Raw genomic sequence first — 12,704 nt, 5'->3', positions numbered from 1 at the left:
CGCACCGGGTGACCGTGACCATCGCCAAGGACGGCTCGATCAGCGCGGAGACGCACGGCGTGACCGGCTCGAAGTGCCTCGACTACATCCCCCTGCTGGAGGACCTGCTCGGCGCGGAGACGGAGACGTCGGAGTTCACCGAGGACTACCGGCGCACGTCCGCCCAGGCGGAGAACACGGCTTCGCAGCAGCAGACGTTATGGAACTCCTGAACCTGCACCGGATCGTCGACGTCACCGCCGCCGAAGGGCCCGGCCTGCGGTGCGCGGTGTGGACACAGGGCTGCTCGGTGCGGTGCCCGGGCTGCTTCAACCCGCAGACGTGGACGACCCGCGGCGGCACGCTTTTGCCTTGGCAGGAGCTGGTTTCGCGCGTCCTGGCGATCGAGGGCATCGAAGGCATCACGCTGCTCGGTGGCGAGCCGTTCGACCAGCCGGAACCCTTGGGCGCGTTCGCTTCCGCGGTCCGCTCGGCCGGGCTGTCCGTGATGACGTTCACCGGGCGCGTCCTGGAGGAGCTGCCACCGTCGGAGCTGCTCGATGCGACGGACCTGCTGGTGGACGGGCCTTATCTGGCTTCGCGCCCCGAGACGTCGCGGCCGTGGATCGGCTCGGTCAACCAGCGGTTCCACTTCCTGACCGACCGGTACGACGAGTCGATCTTCACCACCCCGAACCGCCTGGAACTGACGATCGCCCCGGACGGCGCGATCGAGCTGAACGGGTTCGCCACCACCGAAGTACTGGAAGCGCTGCTCGAAGGGGATCACCGATGAGCGTCACGCTCAAGCTGCGCAGCGAAGCGCTGGCCCAGCTCAACGCCGCCACCATCGCCGCGCACACGCAGGCGCAGCCCGGGGTGGTCATCGTGCGGACCCGGATGCGGCACCGCGACCTGCTGGCCCGCGCGCTGTCCGGGCTGCGCGCCCAGGTCAGCGACGACGGAACCACCGTCGTCGGCGCGTGGGAGGGGCGGCGGATCGCGTTCGGCTACGGCCCGGACGGCGTCCAGGTGGCGCACGTCGACGGCCCCGGCCTGACCCCCGCCGAGGCCGAGCGGCTCGTGCTGTCCGTCGACGAGGCGTACGGCGCCGAGGTGCAGCGCGCGGTGCTCACGCGGCTGAAGGAGCGCGCGGCCCGGTCCGGCATGCGCGTCGAGTCCGAGCGGACCAACGCCGACCAGTCGATCAGCGTCACCCTGGCCGCCACGTCGTGACCGAGGTCAGGGTCGGGCTGATCGAGTTCGGCAAGGCGCTCAACGCCAGCGTCACCCTGCCCGGCCTCGGCGAGCTGCCGGGCGGCCAGGTGAGCGCGGGCCGGGCGGTCCGCGGCGCCCGCGCGCGGCTGAAGCGGGCCGACCGGATCCTCGCGGACAACCTGCGCCTCGGGATCATGGTGCGGAAGAAGTTCTTCTCCAGCGACGTCGAGCCGGTGACCGACGCCGGGTTCCTGAAGGACGTCTTCGTCGCCGTCGGGCGTACGGACCTCGGGCCCGGCGACGCCCTGGAGCTGTACACCGACGACACGATCGGGCCGGACACCAGCCGTCCGCTCGGTACCGCCGCGGTGCTCGCCCCGGCGTACGACCAGCTGACCGGCTTCCACGTGCAGGTGCGCGCGGACCGTGGCGTGCTGCGCTCCGGGGCGTTGACCGGACTGTTCCGGGGTGGACGTCCCGTCGGCCAGCCGATGCGGGTGCTGGGCCTGTTCGGCCCGGCCGGCCCGCTCCCGGAGCTGCCGGCCGGGCAGCTGGGCACGGTGCTGCTCGGCTTCCAGTGCGACGTCCCCCCGATGGCGGGTGACGCGCTGACGGCGTACGAGGAGCCGTCTTCGGACTACCTCGAACGCCGGGAGGGCACGGCGCACGTCCACGGCGTCACCGACCTGGGCAACGGCTCGGTCGTGGCCGCCGTCGAGGTCCCGGACGCGCGGACGAACAACCTGCTGACGGTCGGCACGAGGGCCCGGCTGCTGCGCCCGGTGGGCACGACGTTCAACGAGCGCAGCACAGTCGTCGCCACCGACCTGCGGATCCTGTCGGTGGCCCGGGGCGGCGTCGCGATGCGCACGGCGGCCGGGACGGGCGTGTTCACCCTCGGCTTGGCGACGCGCGACGTGCGGCAGAACGACATCGTCGAGACGTACATCCCGGCCGACGCGCCGGTTCAGGCTTTGGCGCCCCCGCCTGCTGCTGTTTCCGCTCCGCTGCCTGTTCCCGTAGTCGACGTCAACGCGGCCGCGGGCCCGGAGCTGGCCCACCTGCCGGGCATGACTCCCGAGCGGGTGAACGAGGCGCTGGAGCTACGCCGGCGTCAGGGCGGCTTCCCGGACGTGGAGGCGTTCGGCGTCGCGGTGGGCCTGCAGCCACACGAGATAGTCCGGCTGCGAGAGCGCGCGACGGCGGGCCAGGTGCCCGTCATCGCTCAGCGCGAGACGGGCGTGCGGCAGCTGGACATCTGAGCGCCGGGTGCCGGTTCCGCTACGCTCGGCACTGTGCCGGAGGAATTCGCCCTGGGGCTGAACGAGGTCGACGTCGCGGTCCGGCGAACCGGTCTCCCGGCGAGCTGGCACCCGTTCGAGATCCGCAGCGCCGGCCACACCCTGGAGGACCACGACCGCCTGGCGGCCGCTTCCTGGGAGGCTCTGCGCGCGCGAGGCCTGGCGGGCCCGGACAAGCTGGACATCGAGGTCGAGCAGACCCTGAGGTCCTGGACCCAGCCGGAGGTCCTGATCATCGTCCGGGCGGCAGAGCTGGCGGACGGACGGCAGGTGCTTTACCGAGCGACCATCGGCCACGGCCTGGGCGTCTACTCGGAGCTGGTCCCGGACGGCATCAACTTCGTCCAGATCCGCCCGGACCACCTGGTCGACTCCCTGATCGGGATCCTCCCCGGCTACGGCCCGGTCCCCCTCCCCCCGGTGACGATCACCCAGCGCGCGGGCCAGGCGCCGAGCACACGAGACCGGGACGCGCTGGCGCCGTACGCATCCTGGCCCCCGCACCGCCACGGCACCTTCGAGCTGTCCACCCGCCACGGCCAAGGCCCCCTCCGCCCCGCGGGAACGGTGACCTTCCTCGACTCGGACGGCGGTAGGTACCTGACGTTCACCGAGCACCTGCCGGGCAACGAGACCCGCCTGCGATTCGTCCCGTCGGACGGCGGTCACCTGAGGGCGTGGCTGCACGAGCGCATCGCGGAGACGACGGGCCGGTGACCTGCATCCTCGCGCCCCGGCGCGGCCTACCCGTAGTGTTCACGTCGTGACCCGAGCAGTTCGCCATCGCGCCGCACTGATCACCTTCGCCGCCCTCTCGCTGGCGCTGAGCGCCTGCGACAGCAAGGTCGGGGGCACCCCGCAGGCCGCGGACACACCGCCGAGCAGCGCACCCGCGACCAGCCCCAGCGGCGCGACCGCGGACAACCCGTTCGGGGACATGAAGCCGTGCACGACACTTGACGCGTTGCTCCGCGACCAGGGCTACCCGGCCGCCGTTCCGACCGCGGCCGACTCGGCGCGCACCTGCACGGCCGTGAAAAAGGTCGGCGACGATTCGATCAGGGTCAGCCTGTCCCTGCACGCCGGTCAGACGATCAACGAGAACATCGCTGACCCGAGCAAGGCTTCGACCGGCACGGTCAACGACCGCCCTGCCGTCCAAGAGCGCGAACCCATCGGCGCCAAAGGCCAGTGTGACGTCAAGATGGAGGTCAAACCGAAGTCTCGCGCCATCGTCGCGGTAACGCTCGGTGTCGGAACGACCGATCAGGCATGCACGGACGTCAACGACCTCGCCACCAAATTCGAGCCCATGCTGCCGAAGTAGGCCCTGATCAGATCTTGGTGACTGCGTCACAGGAGTGGCGGAGTCAGTGACATGAGGCCCGGTCACTACTACAGTAGCGGTGCGACACAGAGGGTAATCTTACGCAGCCGCGTCTAGGGAGGGACCGATGGCCACGGGAGCCCAGTTCGGAGGGCCACCTCCCACACCTCCGGCCGGCGACGCCGGCAACAATTTCCTGTCCGGCCTCCTCGACGTCCCGGTGGACGCGGCGGGCGCGAAGCGGGTCAACGATGGCGCGCAGCAGTTCAAGTCACTCGCCCAGAACGGCGGGTTCGCCATCAACGAAGAAGGCTTGCAGCGCTATCAAAAGGTGTGTGACACCTTCATCGACGGCTACAGCGACATCAAAGCCGACCTGCTCGCTCTCGGCCAAGCGGCGAAGATGGGCAACAGCACTTACGCCCAGGAAGTCGCGAACTTCAACGTCAAGGTCGCGGTCGGCGATCCCGAGTCGCTCGTGCCCAACCTCGAGCTGCTCATCGACGGCTTCAAGCAGGTCAAAGAGGCCCTCACGATCGCCCGGAAGAACTACAGCGAGACCGAGGACGCGCACAGCCAGACCTTCGCCAAGCTTCGCGGGAGCGAGTGACCATGGCGCACGAGCACGCCGAGCACCGGCAGTACGAAAGTGACTTCTACGCCCAGACGCAGCAGAAGCTGCAGCAGAACGTGCACCACTTCGGCGCCGAAGACCAGGGCGACGCCCGTGACGGAGTCACGCCGCAGACGCAGAACCAGGCTGCGCAGTACTCCGTCGAGCAGGGCAAGCAGCTGCTGCACGACCGGGCCACCCGCGGGGACGCGCCCGCGCCGGGGCAGAACTACCCCGCCAGCAGTCACGAAGACCTCTACAACATGGTCCACGAGAACATGAATCCCGGGGACCTCGACGACCGCGGCCGGGTCGCCAACAAGCTCGGCAACTGGCTGGCCGACGTCTCCAACGCCGCGAACGACGCCGTCAACTCGAGTGAAGTGCAGTGGCAGGGTTCCGGGGCCGCGCAGGCTCACGGCTTCTTCCAGAACACCGCCACCTACACCGCCGACACGGCCAACGCGGCCCAGCTCAGCTCCAACCGCTATTCCCAGCAGGCGGCCGCCGCCGACTACGCGCAGAAGAACATGCCCGAGCCCACTGGGTTCAACCAGCAGGCCGAAGTCGACAAGGCGACCAAGCAGTACCAGGCCGGCGATCTCATCGGCGGGGCGCAGACCATGAACGGCGTCGCCGCCAAGCAGCAGCAGGCCGATGCCGCGCACCAGCAGGCCGTGCAGGTTCTCCAGGGTCTCGACGGCACCTACCACGAGACCGCCAGCACTCAGCCCACCTACTCGCCGCCTCCTCAGCTGGGCTCCAGTGACGGCACCACCGCCAGCGGGTTCCACGGCACCAGCAGCACCAGCTTCACCGGCACCCCCACCATCGGCGGCTCAGGCGGCACCGGCGGAACCGGTGGGACCGGCGGCTTCAGTGGGGTCGGCGGCACTGGCGGGACCAGCGGCAGCTTCCCCGGCACCACGCCCCCGGGGACTACGCCGCCGAGCACCTTCGTGGGGCCTGGGACCGCCAGCGGGACCGGGAACGCCGGGGGCTTCGGCGGCGGCAACACCGGCTTCCGCGGGGCTCCGAGCCCCAGCGCCTTTCCGCGGATGGGGCCCGACGGGCTCGCCATTCCTCCGGGCGGTGCGCCCGGGGCGGGTGGCGCCGGCGGGGACATCACGCGCGGCAAGTCCGGGGTTGGGCGGGCCGGTAGTGGCTTTGCCGGGTCTCGGGTTTCCGGTGGCGGGGCCACCGGCGGGCCGAAGGAGACCGCGGGCGAGGGCGGTAAGACGGGCGCCAAGGGCACCGGGGAACGGCTTGAGCGCGGGGCTACCGCGGCCGCCGCGGCCAAGGGCAAGGCCGGCGGTGCCGGTGCGGCCGGGGCGGGCGCCGGCAAGAAGAAGGAAGACGACAAGGAACACAAGAACAAGATCCAGCTCGAGGAAGACCTCTTCGACCTCAAGCCGGAACGCGGGCCGGACGGGGAGAAGATCGTCCGGCCGACCATCGGGGAGGCGTAACCCCTAAGGGGTTGCCCTGGTCCCGCGAGAAAAGCGTCACCACCACCAGGACAAAAGCCCTGGATACAGTGGAAGCATGCGCTTCTTCATCGTCGACGCCTTCACCGACCGGGCCTTCGCCGGGAACTCCGCCGGGGTCGTGCTCCTCGACGCGCCCGCCGACGCCGCCTGGATGCAGGCTGTCGCCGCGGAGATGCGGCACTCCGAGACCGCCTTCGTGGTCACCACCGGAGACGGGCCCAAGTCGTTGCGGTGGTTCACTCCGGCGGCCGAGGTCGCCTTGTGCGGGCACGCCACCGTCGCCACCACGCACGTCCTCGGCGGCGAGCAGGTCTACACCACCCTCAGCGGTGAGCTGCGCGCGAAAGCCGCCGACGGCTGGGTCGAGCTGGACTTCCCCTCCGACCCGCCCGCCGACACCGACGACGACCTGTCCGCGATCCTCCCCGGCGTCGAGATCGAGCGCACCGGACGCGGGGTCGACAACCTCTTCGCCGTCCTCCCGGACGCCAAGGCCGTCCGGACCCTCGAACCCCGTCTCGACGAGCTGAAGGCCACCTGGAAGGGCCGACTGCTCGTCACGGCCGCCGGGGACGTCGACGGCGTCGACTACGTCAGCCGGTTCTTCGGGCCCGGTGTCGGTGTCGACGAAGACCCCGTCACCGGCTCGGCGCACTGCATCCTGTCGCCCTACTGGTCCGAGCGACTGAACCGAACCGAGCTGACCGGTGAGCAGGCGTCGGCGCGCGGCGGGATCGTCCGGACGCGCCAGGACGGCGACCGGGTCCACCTGTCCGGCCAGGCCGTGACGGTCGTGAGCGGGGAGCTGCACGTCTGATGCGCACCCTGCTGAACATCATCTGGCTCGTGCTGTGCGGCTTCTGGATGGCGCTGGGTTACCTGGTCGCGGGCGTGATCTGCTGCATCCTGATCATCACGATCCCGTTCGGGCTCGCCTCGTTCCGGATCGCGCGCTACGCGCTCTGGCCGTTCGGCCGCACGGTGGTCGACCGGCGTGACGCGGGCCCCCCGTCTTTCATCGGCAACGTGATCTGGTTCCTCTTCGCCGGGCTGTGGCTGGCGATCGGGCACGTCTTCACGGGCATCGCGCTGTGCGTCACGATCATCGGCATCCCGCTGGGCGTGGCGAACTTCAAGATGATCCCGGTGTCCCTGATGCCGCTCGGCAAGGAGATCGTCGAGCTCCCCTGATCACGGCTCCGGCTCGTACGGCAGCTGCACCACCAGGCACGGGCCGCCGACGAACAGGCCGCCGTCGACACCCAGCGCCTTGCCCCCGGCGTACAGGAACGGGCCCTCGATCTGCGTCGGGTGGATGCCCAGCTGGTCCGCGATGACGCTGTGCCCGTGGACGATGCGCGAGCCGCCGAGCGCGTCCATCAGCTTCTGGGCGTTTTCCTCACCCTCCGGGCCGCGGAAGGCGTAGCGCGTCGTCATGCGGCGCCAGACGTCCCACCACGACTCGATGTCCGACCCCGTGAGGATCTCGCGGGCGGACTCGTTGATCGCCTCGACCGAATCCCCCCAGTCGAGGTACTCCAGGGTGTCCGAGTGCAGGAGCAGGTGGTCGGCGGCGAGCGCGGCGAGCGGGCGCGCGGCCAGCCACTCGATGTGCTCCGGGGTCAGCCGGTCCTGGTCGGAAAGCAGGCCGCCGTTGATCTCCCAGCTGCGGGCGAAGCTGCGCGGGCCGAAGTCGGACGGCACGGGCTCGTCACCGAAGTGGTACATGCCGAGCGCGAGGATCTCGTGGTTGCCCAGCAGCGTCTGCACCAGGCCGCCGGCCTCGGCCGCCTGTTCCTCGAGCTGCATGACCAGGTCGATCGCGCCGACCCCGTCCGGGCCGCGGTCGACGAAGTCACCGAGGAACCACAGCTGGTCCTCGCCCCCTGACCAGTTGTCTTCGTCGTCCACCAACCCCTCGGCGCGCAGAGCATCGGCCAGTTCATCCCGGTGGCCGTGCACGTCGCCGACAACGTACGTGGAGTTGCTCATCCGCTGACGATAAGCCCTGCTTCCGTTTCGACGTCGATCAGCCTTCGCCGAACGGGTCCGCGGTTCGCCCGATCAGGTCGGCGATGGAGTCGATCACCAGGGTCGGCCGATACGGATAGCGTTCGGCCGACTCCCGGGTGGATATGCCGGTGAGCACCAGAATCGTCTGCAGGCCGGCTTCGATGCCCGAATGCACGTCGGTGTCCATCCGGTCGCCGATCATCAGCGTCGACTCCGAATGCGCACCCAATCGGCGCAGCGCCGAGCGCATCATCAGCGGGTTCGGCTTGCCGACGTAGTACGGCGAGCGCCCGGTGGCCTTCTCGATCAGCGCCGCGACGGAACCGGTGGCGGGCATCGAGCCCTCGACGCTCGGGCCGGTCGCGTCCGGGTTGGTCGCGATGAACTTCGCGCCGCCCTCGATCAGCCGGATCGCCCGCGTGATGGCGCTGAAGCTGTACGTACGGGTCTCGCCGAGGACGACGTAGTCCGGGTCGCGCTCGGTCAGGACGTACCCGACCTCGTGCAGCGCCGTGGTCAGGCCCGCTTCGCCGATGACGTACGCCGAGCCGTTCGGCCGCTGCGACGAGAGGAACTTCGCCGTCGCCAGCGCCGAGGTCCAGATCGCCTCTTCGGGGATGTCGAGCCCGGTGCGCTCCAGCCGGGCCCGCAGGTCGCGCGGGGTGTAGATCGAGTTGTTCGTCAGCACCAGGAAGTCGATGCCGTTCGACTTCAGCTCGGCGAGGAACTCGTCGGCCCCGGGAACGAGGTGCTCCTCCTTCACCAGGACGCCATCCATGTCGGAGAGATACGTCCACCGGCGCTCATCCATGCGCGAAACCTATCACGCGCGCGAGACACCTGCGTTCTTCACCGAAAAGCGATACAGTGGGAATTGCGGGTATCGCGAGGGGAGTCGCGTGCCCGGCACACGAGGGGGTTCGGGGGAATTACTTCGCACGTCGCCGGCGGAAACGTCGTGGCGCAATTCGTCCTGCCCCCGCACAGCGAGGGGGAGAAATCGCATGACCGAAATCATCGAGCGCCCGGCGACGACCGGGCCGATCACCGCGCCGAACTGGGGACTCACCAAGTTCCTCGACCCGCTGCGCGTTCCGCCGGCGCTGCGGCCGCATTCCTGGGGCCACGACGTGATCACCATTCCGCTGGTCGTGAAGCACCAGCGGCTGCACTCACAATTGCCGCCGAGCACGTTGTGGACGTACGCGGGCCATTTCCCGGGTCCGACGATCGAAGTGCGCACCGGCAAACAACTGCGGATTTCGTGGTCCAACGAAATCGACGGCGAGTTTCCGCTCGTCGCCGTTCAGGGCCCGGTGACGGACGCGCCGACCAGCCGCCCGGGCCGGGAGCTGGACCGCCCGGGCTACTCGGTCATCGAGGGCGTCGCCGACCTGCCGTCGTGGACCGTGGTGCACCTGCACGGCGCGCGCACCAACGCCGGCAACGACGGCTGGGCGCACAACGCCGGCCTCAAGGGCACTTCGCAGCTGACCGAGTACCAGAACGTCCAGCCCGCGATGCCGCTCTGGTACCACGACCACGCGATGGCGATCACCCGCTTCAACGTCCACACGGGCCTCGCCGGGATGTACCTCATCCGGGACGACGAGGAGGACGCGCTCGACCTGCCGCACGGCGACCACGAGATCCCGCTCATCATCACCGACCGCAACCTGGACACCGACCCGGCGACCGGCGCGCTCACCGGGCAGCTGCTGTTCAAGGTCCCGGTGGTGCCGAACGGGCCGATGATCCCGTTCACCGGCCCGTTCAACCTGGTCAACGGCGTGATCTGGCCGCACCTGGACGTCGAGGCGCGGTGGTACCGCTTCCGGCTGCTCAACGCGGCCAACTCGCGGTTCTACACGCTGAACCTGGTCGACGAGGACAACCAGCCGGTGAACGACGCCGTCCGCCTGATCGGCACCGACGGCGGCCTGCTGCCCGCGCCCGCGGCGCTGCCCGCCGGCGGCCTGACCGTCGCCCCGGCCGAGCGCTTCGACGTCCTGATCGACTTCAGCCGCTTCAAGGGCCGCAAGCTCAAGCTGCGCAACGCCGACCCGCGGCTCGGCACGGTCGAGCCGGACCTGATGGAGTTCCGCGTCGACGCCCGCGCGAAGCACGACCCGTTCCGGCTGCCGGAGAAGATCTCGACGTCCTACCGGCGGCTGGTGCACGGCTCGACGCTGCCGGAGGACCACGACCACGTCTGGGTCGCGCTCCTGCTCAACACCGAGGGCCACCCGGAGATGTGGGACCTCGAGGAGCTGGACACCCCCGACCCCGGTGGTGCGGGGATCATCCAGCTGCAGGACCCGGCCGGGCCGCTGCGGACGTTCCGGATGATCGGGAAGATCTTCGACGACACCACCGGCATCTTCATCGACCACGACCGGTGGGCGGTGTGGAACATCCTGCACGTCGCGAACGGCGGGCCGGCGCACCCGATCCACATCCACCTGACGGAGTTCCAGGCGCTCTTCCGCCGGGCCTTCACCACGACGTTCGACCAGGCGTCGGCGCGCACGACCGCGCCGCTCACCGGGTTCACCGACGTCGCGCTGGAGAAGTACGAGGAGGGCTGGAAGGACACGATCATCGTGAACCCCGGCCAGTGGGTGAGCGTGGCCGGGCAGTTCGGCGGTGGCACCGGCCAGTTCATGTACCACTGCCACATCCTCGACCACGAGGACGAAGGCATGATGCGGCCGTTCGTCGTGCACCCGCCGGAGGTGGCGAAGTTCCATGTCCACCCCGGTGGCGGCCACCACCACGACGGCTGAGCGGCAGGCTCAGGAGGTCGCGGCCGGGTGCACGCTCACGGTCGCGGCCTTCACCGACAGCGTCACCGCCGAGCCGGGTTCCAGCGCGAGCTCGGCGACGGCGGCCGGGGTGAGGTCGGCGGTGAGGCCGTGCGCCCAACCGCCGGCCTCGGCCCGGACGCGGATCACCGGCCCGTGCGGCTCCAGGGCCGCGACGACGGCGTCGGCCGTGTTGCGCGGGCTCCCCCGGTGCTCACCGTCGTGGGGGTAGACGGCGACGGCGTTCGGCGGGAACACCGCGACCGCCGGCTCGCCCTGGACCACATCGGACGCCGGGATGCCGGAAACGACGTCGCCCGAAGGTGTCCGCAGGCCATCCTCGACCGCTGTGCCGGCGACCAGGTTGAGGCCGGCGATCCGCGCGGTGAACGCCGTTCGCGGGGCGGACAGCACGTCACGGGTCGGGCCGCGTTCGACGACGCGGCCGTCGTTCATCACCGCGACGTGGTCGGCGAGCGCGAGCGCGTCGAGCGGGTCGTGGGTGACCAGGACGGTCGTCGGCCCGGTCTTCAGGACCCGCCGCAGCAGGCCGCGGATCGCGGGCGCGGCGTCGACGTCGAGAGCGGCGAACGGCTCGTCGAGCAGCAGGAGGTCGGGCTGGGCAGCGAGCGCCCTGGCGATCGCGACGCGCTGGGCCTGCCCGCCGGACAGCTGGCCGGGCCGCCGGTCGGCGAGCTCGACGGCGTCCACTTCGGCCAGCCAGAAGTAGGCGAGGTCGCGGGCGGCGCGGCGGCCGGCGCCGGTCGAGCGGGGTGAGAAGGCGACGTTGTCCACTGCGGACAGATGCGGGAAGAGCAGGGCGTCCTGCGAGAGCAGGCCGATGCCCCGCCGGTGCGGCGCCAGCTCGGCCAGCGAGCGGCCGGCCACGGTGATCTCCGCGGACCGGGGCGCGACCAGCCCGGCCAGGCAGCCCAGCACCGTCGACTTGCCGGAGCCGTTCGGGCCCAGCAGCGCCAGCACCGTCCCGGTGGGCACGTCGAGGTCCACCGAGAGCTCGAACGAGCCGCGGACGACGTCGATCCGGGCGGCCAGGCTCATCGCAGGCCGCCTTCCCACGAGCGCGGGCGCGCGACGGCGATCACGACGACCGCCACGATGATGAGCAGCAGGGCGAGCGCCACCGCGCTGTCGACGTCCACTTCGGCCTGCGTGTAGACCTCGAGCGGCAGCGTGCGCGTGACGTCCTCGAGGCTGCCGGCGAAGGTGATCGTCGCGCCGAACTCGCCGAGCGCGCGGGCGAAGCTGAGGACGACGCCGGAGCCGAGCGCGGGCAGCAGCAGCGGCAGCGTGACCCGGCGGAAGACGGTCCAGGGCCGCGCGCCGAGCGTCGCGGCGACCTGTTCGAAGCGGTCGCCGGAGCCGCGCAGCGCTCCTTCGAGGCTGACCACGAGGAACGGCATCGCGACGAACGTCTGCGCGATGACCACCGCGCCCGTGGTGAACGGCACCGACTCCCCGGTCAGCGTGGTGATCAGCATGCCGAGGAAGCCCTTGCGGCCGAGCAGGTAGAGCAGCGCGAGCCCGCCGACGACGGGCGGCAGCACCAGCGGCAGCAGCACGATCGAGCGAAGCAGGCGGACGCCGGCGAACCGGGCTCGGGCGAGCACCACGGCCAGCGGTACCCCGAGCAGCACGCAGGCCACAGTGGACAGCGCGGCGGTGATCAGCGACAGCCGCAGCGCGTGCAGCGACGACGGCGTGACGATCAGCGAGGGGAAGCGCGTGAGGTCGGAGCGCACCAGCAGCCCGACGACGGGGAGCACGACCAGCGCCAGCGCGAGCGTGGCGGGCACGGCGAGCACCCACGGAACCCGCGAACGGCCGGGCCGGGGGGGGCCCCGCCCGGCCCCCCCGGGGCGGGTAACCCCCAAGGCCCGAAACCCCCAATGGTAAACAAGGGTTTTCCAGCCAAGCCACGCACCAGAAGGACAAAAAATA

The 12,704-nt window shown here is 70.6% G+C and carries 15 protein-coding genes; 11 read left to right on the top strand and 4 right to left on the bottom strand.

Annotated features, from left to right (window positions below; translation table 11 throughout):
- Window positions 1-8: 8 nt before the first annotated feature.
- The 10 genes from ACIOD2_RS07485 (at window position 9) to ACIOD2_RS07440 (ending at window position 7,119) form a co-directional block, all read left to right on the top strand.
- Complete coding sequence (locus ACIOD2_RS07485; protein WP_400535464.1) at window positions 9-212, top strand: DUF2997 domain-containing protein; 204 nt, start codon at window positions 9-11, stop codon at window positions 210-212.
- Window positions 200-775, top strand: coding sequence for a 4Fe-4S single cluster domain-containing protein (locus tag ACIOD2_RS07480; RefSeq protein WP_400535462.1), 576 nt, complete (start codon window positions 200-202; stop codon window positions 773-775). The genes ACIOD2_RS07485 and ACIOD2_RS07480 overlap by 13 nt, the downstream gene beginning before the upstream one ends.
- Complete coding sequence (locus ACIOD2_RS07475; protein WP_400535461.1) at window positions 772-1,215, top strand: hypothetical protein; 444 nt, start codon at window positions 772-774, stop codon at window positions 1,213-1,215. Before ACIOD2_RS07480 ends, ACIOD2_RS07475 begins: the two co-directional genes overlap by 4 nt.
- Window positions 1,212-2,459 (top strand): hypothetical protein, encoded by a 1,248-nt coding sequence (locus ACIOD2_RS07470; protein WP_400535459.1) that lies wholly within the window; start codon window positions 1,212-1,214, stop codon window positions 2,457-2,459. Before ACIOD2_RS07475 ends, ACIOD2_RS07470 begins: the two co-directional genes overlap by 4 nt.
- Window positions 2,460-2,492: 33 nt before the next feature.
- Window positions 2,493-3,215, top strand: a complete 723-nt coding sequence (locus tag ACIOD2_RS07465) for an ESX secretion-associated protein EspG (RefSeq protein ID WP_400535457.1) — start codon at window positions 2,493-2,495, stop codon at window positions 3,213-3,215.
- A 46-nt stretch (window positions 3,216-3,261) separates the two neighbouring features.
- Complete coding sequence (locus ACIOD2_RS07460) at window positions 3,262-3,825, top strand: DUF3558 family protein (protein ID WP_400535455.1); 564 nt, start codon at window positions 3,262-3,264, stop codon at window positions 3,823-3,825.
- A 127-nt stretch (window positions 3,826-3,952) separates the two neighbouring features.
- On the top strand, window positions 3,953-4,435 hold the full coding sequence (locus ACIOD2_RS07455; protein WP_400535453.1) for a hypothetical protein: 483 nt from the start codon (window positions 3,953-3,955) through the stop codon (window positions 4,433-4,435).
- Window positions 4,436-4,437: 2 nt separating this feature from the next.
- Window positions 4,438-5,907 (top strand): hypothetical protein, encoded by a 1,470-nt coding sequence (locus ACIOD2_RS07450; protein ID WP_400535451.1) that lies wholly within the window; start codon window positions 4,438-4,440, stop codon window positions 5,905-5,907.
- A 76-nt stretch (window positions 5,908-5,983) separates the two neighbouring features.
- Complete coding sequence (locus ACIOD2_RS07445) at window positions 5,984-6,745, top strand: PhzF family phenazine biosynthesis protein (RefSeq protein ID WP_400535449.1); 762 nt, start codon at window positions 5,984-5,986, stop codon at window positions 6,743-6,745.
- Window positions 6,745-7,119, top strand: a complete 375-nt coding sequence (locus ACIOD2_RS07440; protein WP_400535447.1) for a YccF domain-containing protein — start codon at window positions 6,745-6,747, stop codon at window positions 7,117-7,119. The genes ACIOD2_RS07445 and ACIOD2_RS07440 overlap by 1 nt, the downstream gene beginning before the upstream one ends.
- Here ACIOD2_RS07440 and ACIOD2_RS07435 read toward each other — a convergent pair whose 3' ends face one another.
- Together ACIOD2_RS07435 and ACIOD2_RS07430 are read right to left on the bottom strand one after the other, a co-directional pair.
- Window positions 7,120-7,920, bottom strand: a complete 801-nt coding sequence (locus ACIOD2_RS07435) for a metallophosphoesterase (protein ID WP_400535445.1) — start codon at window positions 7,918-7,920, stop codon at window positions 7,120-7,122. It abuts the gene before it with no gap.
- 37 nt (window positions 7,921-7,957) lie between these two features.
- Window positions 7,958-8,752 (bottom strand): HAD-IIA family hydrolase, encoded by a 795-nt coding sequence (locus tag ACIOD2_RS07430; protein WP_323324225.1) that lies wholly within the window; start codon window positions 8,750-8,752, stop codon window positions 7,958-7,960.
- Between the two features lie 193 nt (window positions 8,753-8,945).
- On the opposite strand from ACIOD2_RS07430, the gene ACIOD2_RS07425 reads away from it, so the two are divergent.
- Entirely contained in the window at window positions 8,946-10,727 is a 1,782-nt protein-coding gene (locus ACIOD2_RS07425) for a multicopper oxidase family protein (RefSeq protein WP_400535443.1), read from the top strand.
- Window positions 10,728-10,736: 9 nt separating this feature from the next.
- Here the strand turns inward: ACIOD2_RS07425 and ACIOD2_RS07420 are convergent, their stop codons facing one another.
- Both ACIOD2_RS07420 and ACIOD2_RS07415 read right to left on the bottom strand, forming a co-directional pair.
- On the bottom strand, window positions 10,737-11,804 hold the full coding sequence (locus ACIOD2_RS07420) for a sulfate/molybdate ABC transporter ATP-binding protein (RefSeq protein ID WP_400535442.1): 1,068 nt from the start codon (window positions 11,802-11,804) through the stop codon (window positions 10,737-10,739).
- Window positions 11,801-12,568 (bottom strand): ABC transporter permease, encoded by a 768-nt coding sequence (locus tag ACIOD2_RS07415; protein WP_400535440.1) that lies wholly within the window; start codon window positions 12,566-12,568, stop codon window positions 11,801-11,803. The genes ACIOD2_RS07420 and ACIOD2_RS07415 overlap by 4 nt, the downstream gene beginning before the upstream one ends.
- Window positions 12,569-12,704 lie beyond the last annotated feature (136 nt).

It is taken from the genome of Amycolatopsis sp. NPDC088138 (assembly GCF_044741685.1).
In the GTDB taxonomy this organism is placed as follows: Bacteria; Actinomycetota; Actinomycetes; order Mycobacteriales; family Pseudonocardiaceae; genus Amycolatopsis.
This window is presented reverse-complemented; position numbering and strand designations above follow the sequence as displayed.

Bases quoted from the DNA above. Each gene is read 5' to 3' on its own strand.
- ACIOD2_RS07480 (WP_400535462.1), top strand. From the start codon at position 200: ATGGAACTCCTGAACCTGCACCGGATCGTCGACGTCACCGCCGCCGAA.
- ACIOD2_RS07475 (WP_400535461.1), top strand. From the start codon at position 772: ATGAGCGTCACGCTCAAGCTGCGCAGCGAAGCGCTGGCCCAGCTCAAC.
- ACIOD2_RS07455 (WP_400535453.1), top strand. From the start codon at position 3,953: ATGGCCACGGGAGCCCAGTTCGGAGGGCCACCTCCCACACCTCCGGCC.
- ACIOD2_RS07450 (WP_400535451.1), top strand. From the start codon at position 4,438: ATGGCGCACGAGCACGCCGAGCACCGGCAGTACGAAAGTGACTTCTAC.
- ACIOD2_RS07445 (WP_400535449.1), top strand. From the start codon at position 5,984: ATGCGCTTCTTCATCGTCGACGCCTTCACCGACCGGGCCTTCGCCGGG.
- ACIOD2_RS07440 (WP_400535447.1), top strand. From the start codon at position 6,745: ATGCGCACCCTGCTGAACATCATCTGGCTCGTGCTGTGCGGCTTCTGG.
- ACIOD2_RS07435 (WP_400535445.1), bottom strand. From the start codon at position 7,920: ATGAGCAACTCCACGTACGTTGTCGGCGACGTGCACGGCCACCGGGAT.
- ACIOD2_RS07430 (WP_323324225.1), bottom strand. From the start codon at position 8,752: ATGGATGAGCGCCGGTGGACGTATCTCTCCGACATGGATGGCGTCCTG.
- ACIOD2_RS07425 (WP_400535443.1), top strand. From the start codon at position 8,946: ATGACCGAAATCATCGAGCGCCCGGCGACGACCGGGCCGATCACCGCG.
- ACIOD2_RS07420 (WP_400535442.1), bottom strand. From the start codon at position 11,804: ATGAGCCTGGCCGCCCGGATCGACGTCGTCCGCGGCTCGTTCGAGCTC.